The following is a 20,787-nucleotide window of genomic DNA, read 5'->3' on the forward strand; positions in this document are numbered from 1 at the left end:
CGATGCGCGCCGTGCGCGACCGTTGCGTCTGGACGCAGCAGATCGACCATCGTGCACTTGTGCCGTACCTCGAGGAGGAGGCCGCCGAGCTGATCGACGCCGTCGAGGCGGGGACCCGCGACGACCTGCGCGAGGAGCTCGGCGATCTGCTGTGGCAGGTGCTGTTCCACGCCGAGATCGCGTCGCGGGCGGCGGAGGGCGCGTTCGACATCGACGACGTGGCATCCACGTTGACCGAGAAGATGACCAGGCGGCATCCGCACGTCTTCGGCGACGCTGTCGCGACCACGCCCGAAGAGGTGCTCGTGCACTGGAACGCCGCGAAGGCGGCCGAGAAGCGCACCCGCACGAGCGTGCTCGACGGCGTCTCGCGCCACATGCCGTCGCTCGCCCTCGCCCAGAAGCTCGTCGGCAAGGCGGCTCAGGTCGGGGTCGAGGTGCCTTCAGACGAGCGGATGCCGCAGTCCGAGGCCGAGCTCGGTGACGCGCTCCTCGCGCTCGTCGCCGCGGCGCGCACGAACGGCTGGGACGCTGAGCGCGCGCTGCGCGAGCGCCTCCGCACGCTCGAGGCTGACATCCGCGCCGCCGAGCGCCCCTGACCCGCCGGCATCCCTGACCCGCCGGTGCCCCGGCACCGAGCGCCCCCGACCGCGCCGCCCCGACACCGAGCGCCCCCGACCGCGCCGCCCCGACAGCCCCGAGAGAACATCTCCGCGCCGAGAGAACGGGTCGCAGCTGTTCTCTCGTCCGCGAGACGTACTCTCGCGGCCCGCTCACCACCGAGACAGCAGCCACAGCCCGAGACGTTGACAGCAGACCGACGTCTCGGGCTCCCGCTGCTGTCTCGCGGACAAGCGGGCGGTCCCGAGCGGATGCCGCCGACACGAGCGCGCCCGAGCGGATGCCGCGCACCCAGCGCCCACCGTCCGCCGCCCATCGCCCACCTGCGCCCGCCCGACCTGGAACAATGGTCCGGTGCCCACCGTGAACGCTCCGCGCGGCATGCGCGACTTCCTCCCCGCCGACAAGGCTCGCCGCGAGCGCGTGCTCGCCGTCATCCGCGATCGCTACCGCGCGCACGGGTTCGACGAGATCGAGACCCCGGTCGTCGAGGACTACGAGCGCCTGCACGCCGGCATCGGCGGCGACAACGAGAAGCTCGCGTTCAACGTGTTGCGCCGCGGCCTCGACGCCGACGGCATCCGCGATGCGGCGGACGACCCCGCTGCACTGTCGGACCTCGGGCTCCGTTACGACCTCACCGTGCCGCTCGCGCGGTTCTACGCGACGAACCGGGCGCAGCTGCCGACGGTGTTCCGCGCGATCCAGATCGCGCCGGTGTGGCGCGCCGAGCGCCCGCAGAAGGGCCGCTACCGCCAGTTCGTACAGTGCGACATCGACATCATCGGCGACGCGACGCCGCGCGCCGAGGTCGAGCTGCTGGTCGCGAGCCTCGACGTGCTCGACGCGCTCGGGCTCGAGGGCGGCACGATCCGCATCAACGACCGTCGCGCGCTCGACGCGATGCTCGACGTCTTCGGCTTCTCGCCCGAGGCGCGCCCGGGCGTGCTGATCACGATCGACAAGCTCGACAAGGTCGGCCCCGACGGCGTCGTGAAGGAGCTCCGCGAGCGCGGCGCCGACGATTCGGCCGTCGCTGCGTTCGAGGCGTTCCTCCTCCGCCCGCAGACCCGCGAGTACCTGCCGTACGGCGAGGCGCAGATCCGCAAGGCGCTGCCGCAGGGCATCGACGACGAGGTCGTCGCGCACCTGGTCGGCATCGGCGACGCGGTGGCCGCGGCCCGCGGACAGGTCGACGTGCCGCTGCACTTCGACCCGTTCCTCGTCCGCGGCATGGGCTACTACACCGGCACGATCTACGAGCTCGCGCACCCCTCGGTCTCGTACTCGCTGGGTGGCGGTGGTCGCTACGACGGAATGATCGGCCGCTTCCTCGGCCAGGACGTCCCGGCAGTCGGCTTCTCGATCGGGTTCGAGCGGATCGTCGATCTCGTCGGAGCGGATGCCGGCGACGCGGCATCCGCTGTCGTCCTCGTCCACGACCGCGACGTGCCCGTCGCCGAGCTCGCCGCAGTGAAGGCGGCGCTTGTCGCGCAGGGCTCGCGCGTGCGGCTCGAGCAGCGGACGAAGAACCTCAAGGCGCTGCTGGAGCGCGCCGCCGCCGACGGCTACACCGGCTTCGCGACGGTGTCGGCCGGCGCGTCTGCCGACTCGCTCGAGGTCCGCCCGCTCGACTGACGCTCGCGGAACTCCCAGCGTGGCCGGGGCCGCTCGGCCGCCTGTCCGCGTTCACAACTCCTCAAGAGTCGACCCCGGTCGCAGTCCCACCCGCGGAGTCGTGCGGCGACGGTGACGGCGATCGCGCGGATCTGAGGAGTTATGCACCCGCGCCCACCCTGCTGCGGCCGCACAGTCGAATCCTCGTCGTGACACGGCGGCCCCTGTCGTTCGTGGCAGGGAGCGACGGATGCCGCGCCCGAGATCTCCGTCTCCGCGTCGCCCACCCCACCCGCGCACCGCCCCCGCCACCCCGTGTGAACCGGAACTCACATGCGAAATCGGGAGAGGTTCCGCAGTTACGGCGCTCGATCCCAGCGCTCCGCCCGTGTCATCCGCCCCGCCTGCGTCGCCCACCCCGCCGCCGCATCGCCCACCCCGCCCCCGCATCGCCCACCCCGCATCGCCCACCCCGCACCGCCCACCCCGTCCCGCGTCGTCGTCCCCGCACCGCCCACCCCACCCGTGTGAGCCGGAACTCACATGCGAAAACGAGAAGGGATCGACGGCCAACACCCAGGCTCAGCGATATATCGTTATGTATCGCTGACGACCGTCGGCGACAGCGAGACGAGGGAGCACACCATGAGCAATTCGTTCTTCGGCGACGCGTTCGCCGGTCGCGGCGGCGGTCAGGGCTGGCCCGGCAATCTGTCGATGTCCACGCTCACCGAGGCGTTCGACCAGCTGCGCACGAGCTTCGAGCAGAAGACCGGCACCCGCGCGACCCGCGGTGACGTGCGCGCCGCCGTCCTCGCACTGCTCCTCGAGCAGCCGATGCACGGCTACCAGATCATCGCCGAGATCGAGCAGCGCAGCGGCGGCTCGTGGAAGCCGAGCCCCGGCTCGGTGTACCCGACCCTGCAGATGCTGACCGACGAGGGACTCCTCGTCGCCGAGGAGTCCGGCGGTCGCAAGACCTACACACTCACCGATGCCGGTCGCTTCGCCGCCGAGGCGGAGACCGACCCCGACAAGCCCGCGCCCTGGGCGTCGTCGACCAAGGAGCACCCGCGCATGAGCGCGCTGCCGAAGGCGGGCTTCGAGCTCGCGCAGGCCGCCGCCCAGGTCGGTCGCACCGGCACCGACGAGCAGGTCGCCGAGGCAGTCGCGATCCTCGACGACGCGCGCCGCAAGATCTACGGGATTCTGGCCCAGGATTGAGGCATGTCGCATGACATGACCTCGACGAGCCGCACCGCGGGCTCGGAAAACCCGTCGGACGCGCCGAACCCCGCGCTGCGCGCCCGCTACCGCCGCATCATGCGGTTCGCGGCGCGGACATTCGTGCTGGCTTGGTGGTTCGAGCTGGTCCTCCCGCGCATCGGCCTCGGCGCACTTGCCGCCCGGGGCCGCCCGGCGCGGCTGCGCCGCCTCGCGAAGCGGTTCCACGCGCTCGCCGTCGACCTCGGCGGGCTCATGATCAAGGTCGGGCAGTTCCTCTCGTCGCGCCTCGACGTGCTGCCGCCCGAGATCACGAAGGAACTCGAGGGACTCCAGGACGAGGTCCCCGCCGTCCCGTTCGCCGAGATCTCCGCACATGCCGAGACCGAACTCGGGATGCCGCTCGCCCGCGCCTACGCAGCGTTCGGGCCGCAGTCGCTCGCCGCGGCATCCCTCGGTCAGGCGCATCGCGCCACCCTCACCGACGCGGATGCCGCCGACACGGGCCTCCGCGACGTGGTCGTCAAGGTGCAGCGGCCCGGCATTGCGGGCATCGTCGACGTCGACCTGCGTGCGCTCCGCAAGGTCGCGCGATGGATGATGCGCATCGCGCTGGTGCGGCACCGAGTCGACGCGCCGGCGCTCGTCGAGGAATTCGCTGCAAGCAGCTTCGAGGAGATCGACTACCTGCACGAGGCCGCCGCGGCGGAGCGCTTCGCGGCGGACTTCGCCGAGAACCCTCGAGTGTCGGCGCCGCGCGTGGTCTGGGAGCGCACCACCCGTCGCGTGCTGACGCTCGAAGACGTCAGTGCGATCAAGATCAACGACCTCGACGCGCTGCGGGCCGCTGGCATCGACCCCGCCGAGGTCGCGCAGGCGTTCGCGACGGTCATGTTCGAGCAGCTGTTCGAGCACAGCTACTTCCACGCCGACCCGCACCCCGGCAACGTCTTCGTCACACCGCACCCGGACGGCACCTGGGCGCTGACGTTCATCGACTTCGGGATGATGGGCGAGGTCCCGAGCCGCATGCGGTCGGGGATGCGGCAGGCGATCATCGCCGCGGCATCCCGCGACGGCCGTGGACTCGTTGAAGCCATCCGCGCCGTCGGCGCGCTGCTGCCGGGCGCCGACACCGTCGAGCTCGAGCGGGCCGTCACCGCGGTCTTCGACCGCTTCGGCGGCATGGGCTTCGCCGAGCTCGCCCAGGTCGACCCGCGCGAGTACCGCGAGTTCGCACGGGAGTTCAGCGAGCTGCTGCGCACGATGCCGTTCCAGCTGCCCGAGGACTTCCTGCTCGTCATCCGCACCGCGTCGCTGACGTCGGGCATGTGCAGCACGCTCGATCCGGCGTTCAACGTGTGGGATGCCGTCGAACCGTTCGCGCAGCGACTCCTTCGCGACGAGCGCGGCACGATCGTCGAGGCGGCGGGTCGTGGCGCGATGTCGGCCGCCGGACTCATGATGCGCCTCCCGCGCCGCGCGGACGACCTCATCTCGCTCATCGAGGAGGGCAGGCTCACCGCGCAGGTCCCCTCGATGGACCGCCGATTCCGCACCCTCGAGGCGCTCGGCCGTCGTGCGATCGCGGGGACGGTCTTCGCCGGACTCCTCATCGCGGGTGCCCTGACCCGCCCCGACGACACAGTGCTCGGGACGGTGCTCATGGCGGCATCCGCTGTGCCGTTGCTCTTCGCGGTGTTCGCAGGCCGGCGCTGAGTCTCGCCGAGCGACGGTGGCCCTCGACACCGCCGAGCGCGAGATCGACGTGCCGGACGATCTCGCCGCGGCCCTCGCCGCCGAGCCCCAGGTGCAGGCCGCGTTCGACGCGCTCGCCCCGTCGCGCCGCAAGGAACTCGCCCGCGCCGTCGCCGACGCGAAGCGCGCCGAGACCCGCGAGAAGCGCATCGCGACCGCCCTCGAGCAGCTCCGCGCCCCCGCGACCACCTGACGCATCCGCGGCCCCGCCGCACGCCGGAGCAATAACTCCGGAGATTCACTCCGCCGCGCCGACAATTCGGACGGACGGGCGGTAATCCGACGCGAATCTCCGTCCGAATTGCTGGGCCGAGCACCGGCCGGCGGCGCCACGTCACCGGCCGTTCACCGTCGATGCGCAGGCTGGGGGCATGGCTCGTCGATCTCGTCGCTCCATTCGGCCGCTGCGGCCGGCTGCCACGGCCGTGGCGCTCGGCGGCGCCGTGCTCGCCGGGGCGCGCATCGGCCTGATGCGGCAGGCCGCGATCGCCCGCCGCCGCATCGGCAAGCCGCTCGGTGAGGACGCCCTTGACGCCGACCGGGTGTGGCGCAGCGCGCTGCCCGGCGAGCCGGTCGAGCTGCTGATGCTCGGCGACTCGATCGCCGCGGGACTCGGCGCGCATCGCCGCAAGGACACGCTTGGCGCACGGCTCGCGAAGGAGCTCGCCGCGCAATTGCAAAGGCCGGTGCGGCTCCGCACAGCCGCCGTCGTCGGCGCGGAATCCTCGACCCTCGGCGCCCAGATCGACGACCTGCCCGATGACTATCGCCCCGACATCGCGGTGATCATCGTCGGCGGTAACGACGTCACGCACCGCGTGCCGGTCGCGACCGCGGCATCCCATCTCGGCACCGCCGTCGAGCGCATGCGCGGCAGGGGAGTGGCCGTCGTCGTCGGCACCTGCCCCGATCTCGGCGCGCTGCGCGCGGTGCCGCAGCCGCTGCGGTCGATCGGGTCGCGCATCTCGCAGCAGCTCGCGGCCGCGCAGGCGGTGCGCGCCGAGGCGGCGGGCGCCCGCGTCGTGTCGCTGCGGCGCGCGGTGGGGCCGTTCTTCCTGATCGACCCCGACGGGATGTTCAGCCTCGACCGGTTCCACCCGAGCGCGCTGGGCTACCGCCGTACCGCCGACGCGCTGCTCCCCGCGCTCGTCGACGCGGTCACGTCCGACGGGTGAGCCGCACCCGCACCGCCCGCAGCGCCAACCCCACGGCGACGACGCCCACCCCGGCGACGACGGCCTGCCAGGGCAGGGTGAACCCGAGGACGACGCAGCCGACCAGCCCGATCGCCTGCAGTACCCGCGGATACCGCCGCGCCTCGCCGCCCTGCCGCCACGCGGCGAAGTTCGCGACGGCGTAGTACAGCAGCACGCCGAACGACGAGAAGCCGATCGCGCCGCGCAGGTCGACGAGCAGCACGAGCGTGACGACGACGGCGCCGAGCGCGAGCTCCGCACGATGCGGCACGTGCCACCGCGGGTGCACCGCCGCGAGCGCGCGCGGCAGGTCGCCCTGGCGGGCCATCGCGAAGGCGGTGCGGCCGATACCGGCGATGAGGGCGAGGAGTGCGCCAAGGGATGCCGCGGCCGCGCCGACCTGCACGAGCGGCACCGCCCACGCGGCGCCGACTTGCCGGACGGCGTCGGCGAGGGGTGCGGTCGACGCGGCGAGGCCGTCGGGCCCGAGGGCTGTGAGGACGGCGACCGCGACCACCGCGTAGGTGACGAGGGCGCCCGCGAAGGCGAGGACGATCGCGCGCGGGATGGTCCGTTGCGGGTCGCGGACCTCTTCGCCGAGCGTCGCGATGCGCGCGTAGCCGGCGAAGGCGAAGAACAGCAGCCCCGCCGCCTGGAGCGTGCCGTAGACGCCGCCCTCGAAGACACCGCTGAAGCCGACGGCGCCACCCGACATGCCGATCGCCGACACCCCGACTGCCAGCGCCGCGAGCACGAACACGACGAGCACCCGGGTCACGAGCGCCGTCCGCGTGATCCCGAACAGGTTGACGGTCACCAACGCGACGACGACCACCGCCGCGACAGGCCGCTCCCAGCCCGCAGGGGCGAGGTATGCCGCGGCGGTGAGGGCCATCGCCGCGCAGCTCGCGGTCTTGCCGATGATGAAGCCCCAGCCGGCGGCGTAGCCCCACCACGGCCCGAGCTCGGCGCGGCCGTAGGCGTAGACGCCGCCCGAGGTGGGGTGCACGGCGGCGAGCTGCGCGGTCGAGGTCGCGTTGCCGAAGGCGACGACCGCCGCGATGGCCAGTGCGAGCAGGAGTCCGGAACCGGCTGCGGCTGCCGCCGGGCCGAACGCCGAGAAGACGCCGGCGCCGATCATCGAGCCGAGACCGAGGAAAACGGCGTCACGCAGGCCGAGGCGGCGCTGAAGCGCGGGGGAGGTCACGGGCGAAGCGTACTCAGCGCAAACGAACGCGTGCAGACTTGTTCTATTACCGCTAGAATAAGTGGCATGCTCCTCCGTATCGATCCCGGCAGCCCGGAACCCCTGTTCGCGCAGGTGGCCCGCGCCGTCCGTGCGGAGATCGCGTCGGGCCGCGTTGCCGCGGGGGAGCGGTTGCCCACCGCGCGCGAGGTCGCCCAGGCGCTGCAGATCAACCTGCACACGGTGCTCCACGCGTACCAGGACCTCCGCGACGAAGGTCTCATCGAACTGCGCCGTGGCCGCGGTGCGGTCGTGGTGGCGGATGCCGCCGCACTCGCCGGCCTGCGTACCGACATCGACGCGCTCGTCGCGAAGGCCGCCGCCGCCGGCATCTCCGCCGACACCCTGTCCGCTCTTGTGAAGGAGGCCGCTCATGGCCGTTGACCTCGCCCGCGTCCGCTCCCGGTTCACTCTCGTGGCGCTGATCCTCCCGGCGATCGTTGTCGCGATCGCGGTGCTCGCGCAGGTGCTCGTCCTCCCGAACGTGCCCGCCGTCGTCGCCACGCACTGGGCCTTCGACGGCACACCCGACGGCTTCAGCCCGGCGTGGACCGTCCCGGTCTTCACCGCCGTGCTCGGCCTGGGACTCCCCGCGGTGCTGTTCGGCGTCTCGTTCCGCTCGCTGCGCCGCGGCGAGCACGGCGCCGCCTACCGCCTGCTCGGTGCGGTCGCGCTCGGCACCGCCACGCTGCTCGCGACCCTCATGACGTGGACGCTCCTCGTGCAGACATCCGGCGAGCAGACCCTGCCGGTGCTCGCCGTGATCGCCCCGATCGTGCTGGCGGTCGCACTCGGCGCCGTCGGATGGATGCTGCAGCCCCACGCCCCGTGGCATCCGGTCGCCACCCACGCCCCCGACGCGTTGCCGCTCGGCGCGGGGGAGCGCGTGCTGTGGACGCAGGCCGTCACCGTCGCGACGTCGGGGCGCATCGTCCTCGGCGCCGCGGTGGTGCTGACGGCCGCGGTCGCGGTGATGGTCGGCGTGATGACCGCCGAGCTCTGGGTGACGGTCATCGCCGCCGCGGCGGCGCTGTTCCTCGCGTTCGCGGTCGTCGCGAACAGCCGATTCCACGTCCGAGTGGATGCCGCCGGCCTCACGGTCGTCTCCTCGATCGGCTGGCCCCGGGTCGTCGTGCCCCTCGCCGAAATCACCTCCGCCGAGGTCGTGAACGTCTCGCCGATGGCGGAGTTCGGCGGGTGGGGCCTCCGGTGGGGCCCCGGCGGCAACTTCGGTGTGGTCCTCCGCGCCGGCGAGGGCATCCGCGTGCGCCGCGCGAACGGCCGCTTCCTCACGGTGACGGTCGACGACGCCGCGACCGCCGCCGCCCTCCTCACCGCGCTCGCCGCCCGCCGCGCCCCCGGTTGACCCCGCCGCGCCGCACGCAGTCGAATGGATGCCATGACCGAACCCTCCGCCGACCGCTGGAACGCCGTCGACTCGTACCTGACCGAGACGCTCGTGGCCGAAGACGAGGCGCTGCGCGCGTCGGTCGCGTCGCTCGCCGAGGAGGGGTTGCCCGAGATCGAGGTCGCGCCGCTGAACGGCAAGCTGCTGCATCTGCTGGCCCGGATGTCCGGCGCGAAGCGGGTGCTCGAGGTCGGCACGCTCGGCGCGTACTCGACCATCTGGCTGGCTCGGGCGCTCCCCGAGGGCGGCCGCGTGGTCACGATCGAAGCGGAGCCCCACAATGCGGAGGTGGCGCGTCGCAACCTCGACCGGTCGGGCATCGGCGACCGCGTCGACATCCGCATCGGCCGCGGCGCCGACGTGCTCCCAACCCTCACCGATGAGGAGCCCTTCGACTTCGTCTTCATCGACGCCGACAAGGAGTCGAACACGATCTACCTCGACTGGGCTGCGAAGCTCGGTCACCCCGGCACGGTCGTCGTGGTCGACAACGTCGTCCGCAGCGGACTGGTCGTGGTGCCCGGCGAGAACAGCCAGGTCGACGGGGTACGGGCCGGGCTCGCGATGCTCCGCGATGATCCGCGGTTCGACGCGACCGCGCTGCAGACCCTCGACCGCAAGGGCTGGGACGGCATCGCTGTCGCCCTCGTCGTCTGACCATCAACCGCAAAGCGAACAACGCCGCAACAACCCGACACCCGACACATCGGCATCCACCACTTCACTAGACTCGACCACGGACCGAAAACGCTCCCGAAAGAGCAAGGAGACACCCCCGTGGCATTGATCGAGGCAGTAGGCGCACGCGAGATTCTGGATTCGCGTGGCAACCCGACCGTCGAGGTGGAGGTGCTGCTCGACGACGGCATCGTCCAGCGCGCAGCAGTCCCGTCCGGCGCATCGACCGGCGCTTTCGAGGCGTACGAACTGCGCGATGGCGACAAGACCCGCTACGGCGGCAAGGGCGTGCTCAAGGCCGTCGCCGCCGTCATCGACGAGCTGGGCCCGGCCATCGAGGGTGTCGACGCGAGCGAGCAGCGCATCATCGACGAGATCCTCATCGAGACCGACGGCACCGAGAACAAGTCGCGCACCGGCGCGAACGCGATCCTCGGCGTCTCGCTCGCCGTCGCGAAGGCTGCGGCCGACAGCGCCGACCTGCCCCTCTACCGTTACCTCGGTGGCCCGAACGCCCGGGTGCTGCCCGTGCCGCTGTTCAACGTCATCAACGGTGGCGAGCACGCCGACAACGGCATCGACATGCAGGAGTTCTTCCTCGCGCCGATCGGTGCGTCGACCTTCTCCGAGTCGCTCCGCTGGGGCGCCGAGGTGTACCAGGTCCTCAAGAAGGAGCTCCAGGCCGCCGGCTACGCGACCGGCCTCGGCGACGAGGGCGGCTTCGCTCCCGACCTGCCCAGCAACCGCGAGGGCCTCGAGTTCCTGGTGAAGGCGATCGAGAAGGCCGGCTTCAAGCCTGGTGCCGAGATCGCCCTGGGCCTCGACGTCGCCGCGACCGAGTTCTTCAACGACGGCGTCTACCGCCTCGACAACAAGGACTGGACCGCCGAGCAGCTCACCGACTACTACGCCGACCTGGTCGACTCGTTCCCGATCGTCACGATCGAGGACGCGCTCGCCGAGGACGACTGGGAGAACTGGACCGCCCTCACCGAGCGTCTCGGCAAGAAGGTGCAGCTCGTCGGCGACGACCTGTTCGTCACCAACCCGGCGCGTCTGGCCGACGGCATCAAGCGCGGTGCCGCGAACTCGCTGCTCGTCAAGGTGAACCAGATCGGCACGCTGAGCGAGACGCTGGACGCGATCGACGTGGCGCACCGTTCGGGCTACACCACGATGCTGTCGCACCGTTCGGGTGAGACCGAGGACACCACGATCGCCGACCTCGCCGTCGCCGTGAACTCGGGTCAGATCAAGTCGGGCGCGCCCGCTCGGAGCGAGCGCGTCGCGAAGTACAATCAGCTTCTGCGTATCGAGGAAGACCTGGGCGACGCCGCGGAGTTCATCGGCGCAGCTGCCTTCCCGCGGTTCTCCGCGTAAGGCCTACGCAGCACTGAAAGCCTGACGAGAGGGGGAGCCGTGGACAGACCATCGGCTCCCTCTCCTCGTTTCCCCGGCAGCGGCTCCGGGGGCACGCCCAAGAACAGACGAGCGGATGCCGCGCGCAAGCGCGTCGACGTCCGCGACTGGGTCGGCGGGGTCCGCCTCTCGGGGTTCATGGGCATCATGCTCGGCCTCGTGGTGCTCGCCGCCCTGGTGCTGGTGCCGACGATCGGCACGTACGTCGAGCAGCGGCAACAGATCGCGGCGCTCGAGCACGCGGTGCAGGCGACCGAGGACGAGGTTGACGCGCTCGAGGCCGAGCGCGAGCAGTGGCGTGATGAGGCGTACATCACGTCCCAGGCGCGGGAGCGTCTGTATTACATGCGTCCCGGCGAGGTCGTGTACCTCATCGCCGACGACGTGCCCGGCGGCATCCTGGCGCCGGAGGCGGAGCCGGTGAGCGACGACGTCGAAGAGGCGAGCACCGACTGGATGACGCAGTTCCTCCGGTCGCTGACCGAAGCCGGCGTCGCGAAGACCGTCGCCCCGCCCACCGAGTAAGACCCACAGGTCACCCCGGTAAACTGGCGCAGTGCCCCATCCGACGCTCACGCCCGCGACCGCTGCCGACCATGAGGTCATGCAGGCCCAGTTGGGTCGCCCGATGCGCGGGGTCGTGGGCATTGCCGCGCGTTGTGTGTGCGGCAACCCGACGGTCGTGGCGACCGAGCCGCGGCTGCCCGACGGCACGCCGTTCCCGACGTTCTACTACCTGACGCACCCGGGCGCGACGGCGGCGATGTCGGCGCTCGAGGCGACGCAGGTGATGCGCGAGCTGGCCGATGCGCTCGCCGAGGACGAAGAGCTTGCGGCCGCGTACACGCGTGCGCACGAGGCGTACCTGTCCGACCGTGCCGTGCACGGCACCGTCGACGAGATCGAGGGGATCTCTGCCGGTGGGATGCCGGTGCGCGTGAAGTGCCTGCACGCCGTGGCCGCCCACTCGTTGGCCGCCGGCCCGGGCGTCAACCCGATCGGTGACCTCGCCCTGGAGCGCGGGGACTGGTCGCCCGAGCGCTGCACGTGCGCGGCTCCCGGCGGCACCGGATGACCACGCTGCGCGTCGGCATCGCCGCGGCACTCGTCGGAGCGACGGTGCTGCTGAGCGGCGCCGCGGCAGTGACGCCCGACGACGTGCCCCTGGCGCAGCAGCAGGAAGAGCAGGTCGAGCAAGAGCCCGAGATCGACCCGATCCGGAACATGGAGTACTGGCTCGACGAGTACGGCGTGACGGACGCATGGAAGGTCACGCAGGGCGAGGGCACGACGATCGCGGTGATCGACACCGGCATCGGCAAGGGCGCCGAAGAGCTCAACGACGCGGTCGTGGGCGGCGCGGACTTCTCGGGCATCGGCACGCCCGACGGGCGGACGCCGGTCGGTGACGGTGACTCGAACCACGGCAGCTGGGTGGGGTCGCTCGCCGCGGGGCGGGGGACCGGTGCCGGCAAGGGCATGGTGGGCGTCGCGCCGAAGGCCGACCTGCTGTCGCTGTCGATCGGCTTCGGCGAGTCGGCGACGGTGCCGTTCATCGACCAGGTGGCCGAGGCGATGGTGTGGGCCGTCGATCACGGCGCCGATGTCATCAACCTGTCGTTCACGACGAACACGCTCGACTGGGATCGCTCGTGGGACGACGCGTTCCTGTACGCGTTCGAGCACGACGTGGTCGTCGTGGTCGCGGCGGGCAACCGCGAGACCGGCACCGAAGAGGTCGGCGCGCCCGCGACGATCCCGGGTGTGCTGACGGTGGGCGGTGTCGACCGCGAGCGCAAGGCCAGCAACACGGCATCCACCCAGGGCATCTCGATCGGCATCTCGGCGCCGAGCGAGGAGCTGCTGGGGCTGTCGGCGAACGGCGACCTGGTGATCTGGGAGGGCACGAGCGGGGCTGCGCCGCTCGTGTCGGGCATCGCCGCGCTGGTGCGCTCCGCGCATCCCGACTTGGATGCCGCGAACGTCATCAACCGCATCATCAAGACGGCCGATCCTGCCGGCGACCGCGAGGGGCGCGACCCGCTCTACGGGTACGGCCTGGTGAATGCGGCTGCTGCGGTGGCGGCATCCGTTCCGGTCGTGTCGGAGAACCCGATGGGCGACCTCGCGGAGTGGATCCGCCTGTACCGTCGCGCGGACGCCGAGCCGACGCCGCGGCCGACGGTGACGCCGGTCGAGATCCCGCCGCTGCCGGAGGCGGAACCGCCGACGCAGGCGGGGTCGGCGCTGCTGCCGAGTGCGGACTCGCTGCGGTACGGAACGGTGCCGCTCGTGGCCCTCAGCCTGGGGACTATACTTGTCGTGCTCGGGGTCACCGCCGCTGCCCGTCGCATCAAGTCGGCACGCCTCTCGCGTTCGCCGAGCCGCCCAATCAAGGAGTAATCCGACTCGTGACTACCACTGTGCCCAAGATCCTGGTCGTCGGTGGAGGCTATGCCGGCTTCTACACCGCGTGGAAGCTCGAGAAGCACCTCCGCAAGGGGGAGGCTGAGGTCACGATCGTCGACCCGCTTCCGTACATGACCTACCAGCCGTTCCTCCCCGAGGTCGCTGCTGGTGAGATCGAGGCGCGTCACGTCGTCGTGGGTCTGCGTCGTCACCTGAAGCGCACGCGTGTCGTGATCGCGAAGGTCACGGGCATCAACCACGCCACGAAGACCGCGACGATCACCCCGTCGGTGGGCGAGCCGTGGACCGAGACGTACGACCAGATCGTCGTCACCGCCGGTGCCGTGTCGCGCACGTTCCCGATTCCGGGTATCGCCGACAACGCGATCGGTCTGAAGACGGTCGAAGAGGCCGTCGCGATCCGTGACCGGATCCTCAACAACTTCGACCGTGCCGCGAACCTGCCGGCCGGTCCCGAGCGTGAGCGTCTGCTGACGGTCGTCGTCGTCGGTGGTGGCTTCGCCGGTATCGAGGTGTTCGCCGAGACGCGTGCGCTGGCCAGCTCGCTGCTGCGCAAGTACCCGAACATCACGTTCGAAGAGACGCGCTTCCACCTCATCGAGGCGATGGGCCGCATCATGCCCGAGGTGTCGCTGCCGACGAGTGAGTGGGTGCTGAAAGACCTCGCCAAGCGCGGTGCGAACGTGCACCTCGACACGCAGCTGACGGGTGCCGTCGACGGCAACGTCGAGCTGTCGACGGGTGAGGTCATCCCGACCGACCTGATCATCTGGACCGCCGGTGTCATGGCGAACCCGACCGTCGTCCGTGGCGGCGACCTGCCGGTCGAGGAGCGCGGTCGCATCCGCACGCGCGCCGACCTGCGCGTGGGCACGCCCGAGGAGTTCGTCGAGGGCGCGTGGGCTGCCGGTGACGTCGCTGCTGTGCCTGACCTCACGGGTAAGGGTGTCGGCGGCTACTGCGTGCCGAACGCCCAGCACGCCGTCCGTCAGGCGAAGCTCATGGCGAAGAACATCGTGGCGGTGCTGCGCGGTGAGACGCCGAAGGAGTACATCCACCACAACCTCGGTGCCGTCGCCGGCCTGGGGCTGTACAACGGTGTGTTCCAGTCGAAGGGCATCGCGATCAAGGGCTTCTTCGCCTGGGTTGCGCACCGTGGCTACCACGGCCTGGCAATGCCGTCGTGGGAGCGCAAGTTCCGCGTCGTGGGCGACTGGTGGCAGAACCTGTGGCTCGGCCGCGACAACGTGTCGCTCGAGGCCGTGCAGAACCCGCGCTACGTCTTCGAGGAGTTCGCCGCCCGTCCCCGTCCGGCCGCTCCCGAGGCTGCCCCCGCCCCGGCCATCGAGCCGAAGAGCGTCGCCGGCGAGAAGGCCCCGACCGCCGGCGAGGCCGCCAAGGCCTGACCTGCTTTTTGTGCGAACCCCGCCTGGCTGTGTGCCCGGCGGGGTTCGTCGTTTGGTTGGTGGATGCCGCGGCGCCCTGCTCTTTACCTCGAGTGAGTCGCACCCGTGGTCGGCGGCTACGCTGGCGGGGGGCCCCCGTAGCCCAATGGCAGAGGCAGGCGACTTAAAATCGCTTCAGTCTGGGTTCGAGTCCCAGCGGGGGTACATGGTGCTTCGAGCGCTCGGTGCATCATGGCAGCACGCGTCCGTGTGTGGACTCGATGCGAGGACCACTCTCAGAACGCCATGCGGGGGCACTAGGTGACTGAACTTAAACTGACGTTCGACCCGATGACGATCGAGCATCTCGGATTCAAGATGTACTCACACCTGCCGAATGCGGTCGCGGAGTTGGTCGCAAACTCGTACGATGCCGACGCGACGTCCGTGCAGATCATCCTCGATGTCACAGGCGACTCGCTCATCGTGGCGGACGATGGGCATGGGATGTCCCTGGATGAGTTGCAGACGAACTACCTGACTATCGGGCGCAACAGGCGCGCACAGGATCGCGGCGACCTGTCCGAGTCCGGACGCAGACGCGTCGCGGGGCGAAAGGGCCTCGGAAAGCTCGCAGTGTTCGGAATTGGGAACACGATCGTCGTCGAGACGAAGCGTGCAGGAAGCGCCGAGTACGCTGAGGTCACGATGGTCTGGGATGACATCCTTGGCGCAGCTGGGTCCGAGTACAAGCCAACAGTCCGGATGCGTCCTGCCGACGTCGCTTCGCACTTCACGCGAATCCGTCTGAGCGATCTCACACGCAAGACCGCGGTGAAGGCCCGCGTGCTCGCCGCCAGTCTTTCTCGCCTTTTCAACTACCCGGATGCAGATTTCAACCTCTCGGTGTTGCAGGGCGACGAGCGTGTCCCTGTGAATCGCGAGCTCCGCTACGACTCGATCGAACAACACGCTCACTGGTCGGTCCCGGACGAATTCAGCAACCCGCCGGAGCTCGTGGGCGGCGTCTCAGGGACGATCATCGCTGCGACGAAGCCGCTTCCTGCGCCTATGCGCGGGGTCACGCTCTACGTCCGCGGACGGATGGCCAACGAACCGGAGTATTTCGGCGTCCCCGAGTCGTCACATGCGTTCTCCTACATAACGGGCTTCGTCGAGGCGGATGCGCTCGATTCGGGTGCTGATGTCATTGCAACCGATCGACGGTCAGTCAACTGGGACATGGAACAAGCTGCGGCGCTCCGCGATTACCTGGCGGACGTGATCCGCAGCGCCGCGCAGAAGCGCCGTGTGCTGCGTGCGCGAGAGAACAAGGACCGAGCGAGTCAGAGTGCAGGCATCGATGTCGACGCTTGGAAGTCGACGATCAGAGGGGAGAAGCAGGCTGCCGCGGTCGAGAGCCTGCTCGATGAGGTCGTCTCTCCGGAGAACGACATCGACGATGCGAGGCGGCAGAAGCTCGTGGAGGGGATCAAGGCGATCGCACCCGAGCATGCAGATTTCCATTGGCGCACCCTTCACCCGTCGATTCAGCGGGCCGCTGAGCGTGAATACCGGGATGGGCAGTATCACCACGCCGTCGTCGAGGCGATAAAGGCATACGTACGCGACGTGCGTCGGATCGGAGCAAAGCCAGATGGCATGTCCGAACTGGACGTCCTTCGATCGACCTTGAATGGCGATGCGCCTGCTATCGACATTATCGTGCCCTTCTCATCGGTCGGCCTGTCGCCCGATACGCAGAAGAACATGCGCGGTGGTCAGCGCCTCATCTCCGAGGCGCTCTGGACCGGATTTCGGAACCCGATTCAGCACGAAGGCGTGCGTGAACTCGAAGAGGCTGGCGTCTTCACGTACCAGGACTGCCTCGACGCGCTGAGTATCTTGTCGCACCTACGTCGGCGCATCGAGCTCGTCGAGAGCGCGGCGGGCGTGGACTGACCTACAGGGCACTCGCGATCTGCCGGCCGATCGCCGCGCCGAGGGGGATCGGCACGGCGTTGCCGATCTGGCGTGCGATGGCGGTCTTTGAGCCGACGAACTGGTGGTCTGGCGGGAAGCCCTGGAGCACTGCTGCCTCGTAGTGGGTGATCGCGCGGTTCTTCGTGGGGTGCAAGTAGCGACCCTTCTCGGGCTTGAAGAACTCGGTACGGATCGTGACCGACGGGCGGTCGGTGTGGAGGCGTCCCATTACATCCGCGGATCCAGTGGTGTGCTTGCGCCAGCACGGCGCAAGATCGTCGGGCTTGATGTCGAACCTGTTGCCGCCTTCAGGGATCGCTTCGAATCGTCGCATCGAGAGTTCGGAGTAGTCACGGCTCCAGTGGAGCTCCCGCGTCGAGAACGGACCGGAGAAGGTCTTGCCCGCGAACGTCACCGATCGCGTGCCCAGCACAGTATCGCGATCCGGGTCGCCGGGGATGCCGAGGAAAGCGTCCTCGACCCACGCATGGCGCTCGCGGGTTCCGTCGGCCACCGGAGCATGAGTCGGCGCGGGGAATCCAGGGAACGGAAGCGTCCGCAGGTGGCCGATCAGTACGGCCCGCTTGCGCGACTGCGGAGCACCGTAGTCGGCGGCGTTGAGGATGCGGTGCTGAAACGCGTACTTCTCGAGGACACCGCCGGGCGCGGTCGCTTCGACGAACTGTTCGAACTGCGTCGACTTCTCGAAGACGGCGACGTTCTCGACGACGAAATACTTCGGCTCGACTCGAGTGATCGTCTCCGCATACTGGCGCCAGAGCTCGTTCCGGAGGTCCTCCTCGTCGCGCTTGCCGAGTGTCGAGAACCCTTGGCATGGGGGGCCGCCGACGACAACGTCGATGTTCTTCGGCATCGGCTGAGTCGCGAGCCAGTCTTCGATGCGGCCCGCGAAGACGATGCCCTCGCCGAATGTCGCTTCGTACGAGGCGGCGGCCGCGGTGTCCATTTCGACTGCGGCGACGCTCTCGAATCGACGCGAGGCTTCGTGGAAGCCGGCGGTAAGCCCCCCGGCGCCGGCGAACAGGTCGAGGACGCGGATCTTACGAGGCACGGTACCTGATCCTAGCCGGCCAAGCGGCGGCCGGCGTGCCGCCTCGCCGGGTGACCGCAGCCTGTGGCGCCGAACGCGAGATATCGAACATAGATACGATACTCGCGATAGGGTCCGACATTGGCGCACACACGATGTCGTCGAGCTGTGTCCGCTGCGCGCGGCAGTTCAACTCGGCTGGCCGGCGACAGCGGATCGAAGCTGCTTCATCGTCTTCGATTCGATCTGACGCGCGCGTTCGCGGGTCACGCCGAGACGCGCACCGATCTGGTCGAGCGTCATCGGCGGCGCCCCGCCGACGCCGAACCGCCACCGGAGCACATCAGCTTCGCGTTCGGTCAACGTGTCGAGAATCGGCTTCAGCTGGGCAGCCCTGGCGCCAATCTCGACATGCTCCTCCGGGCCGATTGCGTCCGCGTCGACCAATTCGTCGGCGAGGGAGACCCACTCGGATTCACCCTCCGCGGTCTCGAGGAGCACAGGCCAGTCGAGCGAGAGCGGTGCAGAGAGGTTGTCGACGATCGCTCGTACGAACTCGGGCTTCACCTCGAGCGTCTCAGAGACCTCGGCGAGACGCTGCGACGTCGTCCCCTGGGCCGCCTTCCACGCCTTCACGACGGCGGGCAGCTGGTCCACAACGTGCACGGGGAAACGGATCGTGCGTCCCTGATCGGCGATCGCCCGCTCGATGCCCTGACGGATCCACCAAGTGGCATACGTGGAGAACTTCGTGCCGTGAAAGCGATCGAACTTCTGCACCGCACGCAGTAGGCCGAGGGATCCTTCCTGGGTGAGGTCTGCCAGGTCCAGCCCGTTCCGCTGATAGCGCCTTGCGATGTGGACGACGAGTCGCAGGTTCGACGCGACCATTCGCGCGAACGCGCGCTCTCCATTCCGCGCGATCCAGGCCAGGTCGAGGCGGTCCTGGGTGAGCGGAGTTTCGGCGGTCATCCGTGCGAGCCGCGATTCGGCGATGACGCCCGCTTCGATCTGGCGCGCGAGCTCGACCTCCTCTTCGGCGGTGAGCAGTTCGAACTCCCGGACGCGGCGCATCAGATCGACCATGATGTCGTCATCGATGTGCACATCGGCGACTGCCGGGTCCGCGAGCGGTTCGTACGGATCGCGACCCGTTACGCGCACTGACTCGATCAGCCCGTTTTCGTCGTCCTCCTCGTCGTCGGACGCGTTGCCTGAACCGGATGGCAAGGCGGTCTCATCGTCGTGCCCCGGACCACGGCCGGGAGCAACCGCCCGGCTGACGATCGCGACGGCCGCGAGGGCGGCGTGGACGACGTCCAGGCGCTCACGTGTGTGGGCGGCGAGGCGCTCCTTGCCCGCATGGGGCTCGAGCAGGAGGTAGACGCTGGTCTTCAGCAGTTCCAGGCGCGCGGGTTCGGACTCGAGCGCGACGCGATGGACTTCGTTCAGTTGAACGACGCCGGTCGTCGGCTCGAAGGCGTACAGCTGACGCGATGCGAGCCCGGCCCACTCGAAACTGACCGAAACGCCGTCGTCGCGGACGCCCACAGTGCGCTCGACGAGATCGGCGATGCCGTCAGGCGAGCCCGTCCCCGCAGTCGCGAACGGCTGCGCACGGAGCTCACGCTGCTGCGCGTTGCGCAGGACGGCCTGCGCCTCCTCGATGAAGGCGCGCAACGAGAAGCCGTCGGAACGCGCCCGAGTGAGCGCGTCGATCGCGACCGGGCGCAGAAGCACCCCTCGCTTCTCCGCGTTCATTGCGACCGCATGAAGGCCGTCGGTCGTGATGTCGATTGCGGCGCGTGCGAGCTGTGTGTCGGCTCCGCCATCGGGGTGCAGCTGGAGCCACCCGCCGCTGTGCAGGAGCCGGTCGTTCCGGTAGACGTAGAGACCCTGCCACGCGCCGCGGGGGCGTCCCAGCATCTTGACTGCGGGGCTGTCGACCGCTGGTGGGAGGACGAAGCAGGTCATGGCGAGGCGTCCGCCGCCGGGCAGGTCGGCCTCGAGCCGCTTCGGGTACCCGTCGGCTCCCCATCGCTCGAAGGCGAACGGATCGATCGGTCTGACGGTCCGTGGCGCGCCGGACTCGTTGCTGGCCTCGTCGAGCTCATCGAGCTCGATCTTGATACGCCCGTCGCCGAGCAGCCGATGGAACGTGAGTCCCAGCTGATCACGCAACTGGATGATCATCGTCTCGAACCAGTTGCGGCGGGCGTGGTAACCGCCGGCCTCGGACACGTTCTCGAGGTCGGACCACTCGACGACGGTTCCAGACTCGGCGCCCAGCCCGCGTCGTTCGAGGACCGCGGCAGCGGCCCCTGCGTCGATGATCTGCGCCCGAACCTGCGGACCCGTCTGCGCGCGGTCGAGGCGAAGTCCCGCAGCAGGGGAGAAGCCTGTCGTGGACAGGACGGTCAGGATGCGCGCCTGGCTGAGCGACGCCGCCTTCAGTCCGACGCCGAAATGGCCGAGTTCGGTGGGGCCGTGGTCGCGGGACCGCCCCAACGACATCGCGCGCTCGAGCTGTTCGGCCGTCATTCCGCAGCCGTCGTCCCGGATGCGGATCGACCGCACGGCACCGGCCCGCATCACGAACCGGATGCCGACACGCGTCGCACCGGCATCGATGCTGTTGTCGATGAGGTCGGACAGCGCGGACGCGAGGCTGTGGCCGCGGCCGACCGCACTCAAGATCGACGCGTCGGTCGGCAGTTCAAGCGTGTCCGTTGCGTCCGGCGCGAGCGGGTCGGCGGTGTCCCTCATGGCGG

At 69.8% G+C, this 20,787-nt stretch carries 18 protein-coding genes and 1 tRNA gene; 16 read left to right on the plus strand and 3 right to left on the minus strand.

Going from position 1 to position 20,787, the window contains the following annotated elements:
* Positions 1-2: 2 nt before the first annotated feature.
* The 6 genes from QNI14_RS02770 (at position 3) to QNI14_RS02795 (ending at position 6,395) form a co-directional block, all read left to right on the plus strand.
* Positions 3-599 carry a nucleoside triphosphate pyrophosphohydrolase gene (locus QNI14_RS02770; RefSeq protein WP_283714870.1) on the plus strand — a complete coding sequence of 199 codons (597 nt, stop codon included), beginning with the start codon at positions 3-5 and terminating at the stop codon, positions 597-599.
* A 403-nt stretch (positions 600-1,002) separates the two neighbouring features.
* Entirely contained in the window at positions 1,003-2,259 is a 1,257-nt protein-coding gene (gene hisS, locus QNI14_RS02775) for a histidine--tRNA ligase (protein WP_283714871.1), read from the plus strand.
* A gap of 624 nt (positions 2,260-2,883) precedes the next feature.
* A complete protein-coding gene (locus tag QNI14_RS02780) occupies positions 2,884-3,462 on the plus strand; it encodes a PadR family transcriptional regulator (RefSeq protein WP_283714663.1) in 579 nt (192 codons plus the stop codon).
* A 15-nt stretch (positions 3,463-3,477) separates the two neighbouring features.
* The gene (locus tag QNI14_RS02785) at positions 3,478-5,181 is read left to right on the plus strand and encodes an ABC1 kinase family protein (protein WP_430539235.1); all 1,704 of its coding nucleotides are present in this window, start codon (positions 3,478-3,480) and stop codon (positions 5,179-5,181) included.
* Positions 5,182-5,197: 16 nt separating this feature from the next.
* Positions 5,198-5,413, plus strand: coding sequence for a YdeI/OmpD-associated family protein (locus QNI14_RS02790; protein ID WP_283714664.1), 216 nt, complete (start codon positions 5,198-5,200; stop codon positions 5,411-5,413).
* Between the two features lie 178 nt (positions 5,414-5,591).
* Entirely contained in the window at positions 5,592-6,395 is an 804-nt protein-coding gene (locus QNI14_RS02795; protein WP_283714665.1) for an SGNH/GDSL hydrolase family protein, read from the plus strand.
* On the opposite strand, the gene QNI14_RS02800 is transcribed toward QNI14_RS02795, so the two are convergent.
* Positions 6,379-7,623 (minus strand): APC family permease, encoded by a 1,245-nt coding sequence (locus tag QNI14_RS02800; protein ID WP_283714667.1) that lies wholly within the window; start codon positions 7,621-7,623, stop codon positions 6,379-6,381. The two genes, QNI14_RS02795 and QNI14_RS02800, sit on opposite strands and share 17 nt — an antisense overlap.
* A 66-nt stretch (positions 7,624-7,689) precedes the next feature.
* Here QNI14_RS02800 and QNI14_RS02805 point away from each other — a divergent pair, with 66 nt between their 5' ends.
* From QNI14_RS02805 to QNI14_RS02850, 10 genes are all read left to right on the plus strand, one after another.
* Entirely contained in the window at positions 7,690-8,046 is a 357-nt protein-coding gene (locus QNI14_RS02805) for a GntR family transcriptional regulator (protein ID WP_283714669.1), read from the plus strand.
* Positions 8,036-9,028, plus strand: a complete 993-nt coding sequence (locus QNI14_RS02810; protein ID WP_283714671.1) for a DUF1648 domain-containing protein — start codon at positions 8,036-8,038, stop codon at positions 9,026-9,028. Before QNI14_RS02805 ends, QNI14_RS02810 begins: the two co-directional genes overlap by 11 nt.
* Positions 9,029-9,061: 33 nt before the next feature.
* Positions 9,062-9,727, plus strand: a complete 666-nt coding sequence (locus QNI14_RS02815; protein ID WP_283714673.1) for an O-methyltransferase — start codon at positions 9,062-9,064, stop codon at positions 9,725-9,727.
* Positions 9,728-9,847: 120 nt separating this feature from the next.
* Positions 9,848-11,128 (plus strand): phosphopyruvate hydratase, encoded by a 1,281-nt coding sequence (gene eno / locus QNI14_RS02820; RefSeq protein ID WP_283714674.1) that lies wholly within the window; start codon positions 9,848-9,850, stop codon positions 11,126-11,128.
* A 39-nt stretch (positions 11,129-11,167) separates the two neighbouring features.
* Positions 11,168-11,692, plus strand: a complete 525-nt coding sequence (locus QNI14_RS02825; protein ID WP_283714676.1) for a septum formation initiator family protein — start codon at positions 11,168-11,170, stop codon at positions 11,690-11,692.
* Between the two features lie 79 nt (positions 11,693-11,771).
* On the plus strand, positions 11,772-12,242 hold the full coding sequence (locus QNI14_RS02830) for a DUF501 domain-containing protein (RefSeq protein ID WP_283714874.1): 471 nt from the start codon (positions 11,772-11,774) through the stop codon (positions 12,240-12,242).
* The gene (locus tag QNI14_RS02835) at positions 12,239-13,570 is read left to right on the plus strand and encodes a S8 family peptidase (RefSeq protein WP_283714677.1); all 1,332 of its coding nucleotides are present in this window, start codon (positions 12,239-12,241) and stop codon (positions 13,568-13,570) included. The genes QNI14_RS02830 and QNI14_RS02835 overlap by 4 nt, the downstream gene beginning before the upstream one ends.
* 20 nt (positions 13,571-13,590) lie before the next feature.
* The gene (locus QNI14_RS02840; RefSeq protein WP_283714678.1) at positions 13,591-15,003 is read left to right on the plus strand and encodes an NAD(P)/FAD-dependent oxidoreductase; all 1,413 of its coding nucleotides are present in this window, start codon (positions 13,591-13,593) and stop codon (positions 15,001-15,003) included.
* 131 nt (positions 15,004-15,134) lie between these two features.
* Positions 15,135-15,207, plus strand: a tRNA-Leu gene (locus tag QNI14_RS02845).
* Positions 15,208-15,333: 126 nt separating this feature from the next.
* The gene (locus tag QNI14_RS02850) at positions 15,334-16,944 is read left to right on the plus strand and encodes a TIGR02391 family protein (protein WP_283714680.1); all 1,611 of its coding nucleotides are present in this window, start codon (positions 15,334-15,336) and stop codon (positions 16,942-16,944) included.
* A 1-nt stretch (position 16,945) separates the two neighbouring features.
* Here QNI14_RS02850 and QNI14_RS02855 read toward each other — a convergent pair whose 3' ends face one another.
* Together QNI14_RS02855 and QNI14_RS02860 are read right to left on the minus strand one after the other, a co-directional pair.
* Positions 16,946-18,037: a DNA cytosine methyltransferase gene (locus QNI14_RS02855; protein WP_283714681.1), complete on the minus strand. Its 1,092-nt coding sequence runs from the start codon at positions 18,035-18,037 to the stop codon at positions 16,946-16,948.
* 168 nt (positions 18,038-18,205) lie between these two features.
* A complete protein-coding gene (locus QNI14_RS02860) occupies positions 18,206-20,782 on the minus strand; it encodes a sigma-70 family RNA polymerase sigma factor (protein ID WP_283714682.1) in 2,577 nt (858 codons plus the stop codon).
* Between the last annotated feature and the right edge of the window lie 5 nt (positions 20,783-20,787).

Origin of the sequence: Microbacterium dauci (assembly GCF_030065535.1) — a bacterium.
Lineage (GTDB): Bacteria > Actinomycetota > Actinomycetes > Actinomycetales > Microbacteriaceae > Microbacterium > Microbacterium dauci.

Coding starts and splice junctions, on each gene's coding strand:
- QNI14_RS02850 (WP_283714680.1), top strand. CDS start 15,334: ATGACGATCGAGCATCTCGGATTCAAGATGTACTCACACCTGCCGAAT.
- QNI14_RS02815 (WP_283714673.1), top strand. CDS start 9,062: ATGACCGAACCCTCCGCCGACCGCTGGAACGCCGTCGACTCGTACCTG.
- QNI14_RS02770 (WP_283714870.1), top strand. CDS start 3: ATGCGCGCCGTGCGCGACCGTTGCGTCTGGACGCAGCAGATCGACCAT.
- QNI14_RS02805 (WP_283714669.1), top strand. CDS start 7,690: ATGCTCCTCCGTATCGATCCCGGCAGCCCGGAACCCCTGTTCGCGCAG.
- QNI14_RS02810 (WP_283714671.1), top strand. CDS start 8,036: ATGGCCGTTGACCTCGCCCGCGTCCGCTCCCGGTTCACTCTCGTGGCG.
- QNI14_RS02860 (WP_283714682.1), bottom strand. CDS start 20,782: ATGAGGGACACCGCCGACCCGCTCGCGCCGGACGCAACGGACACGCTT.
- QNI14_RS02780 (WP_283714663.1), top strand. CDS start 2,884: ATGAGCAATTCGTTCTTCGGCGACGCGTTCGCCGGTCGCGGCGGCGGT.
- QNI14_RS02835 (WP_283714677.1), top strand. CDS start 12,239: ATGACCACGCTGCGCGTCGGCATCGCCGCGGCACTCGTCGGAGCGACG.
- QNI14_RS02795 (WP_283714665.1), top strand. CDS start 5,592: ATGGCTCGTCGATCTCGTCGCTCCATTCGGCCGCTGCGGCCGGCTGCC.
- QNI14_RS02785 (WP_430539235.1), top strand. CDS start 3,478: ATGACCTCGACGAGCCGCACCGCGGGCTCGGAAAACCCGTCGGACGCG.
- QNI14_RS02830 (WP_283714874.1), top strand. CDS start 11,772: ATGCAGGCCCAGTTGGGTCGCCCGATGCGCGGGGTCGTGGGCATTGCC.
- hisS (WP_283714871.1), top strand. CDS start 1,003: ATGCGCGACTTCCTCCCCGCCGACAAGGCTCGCCGCGAGCGCGTGCTC.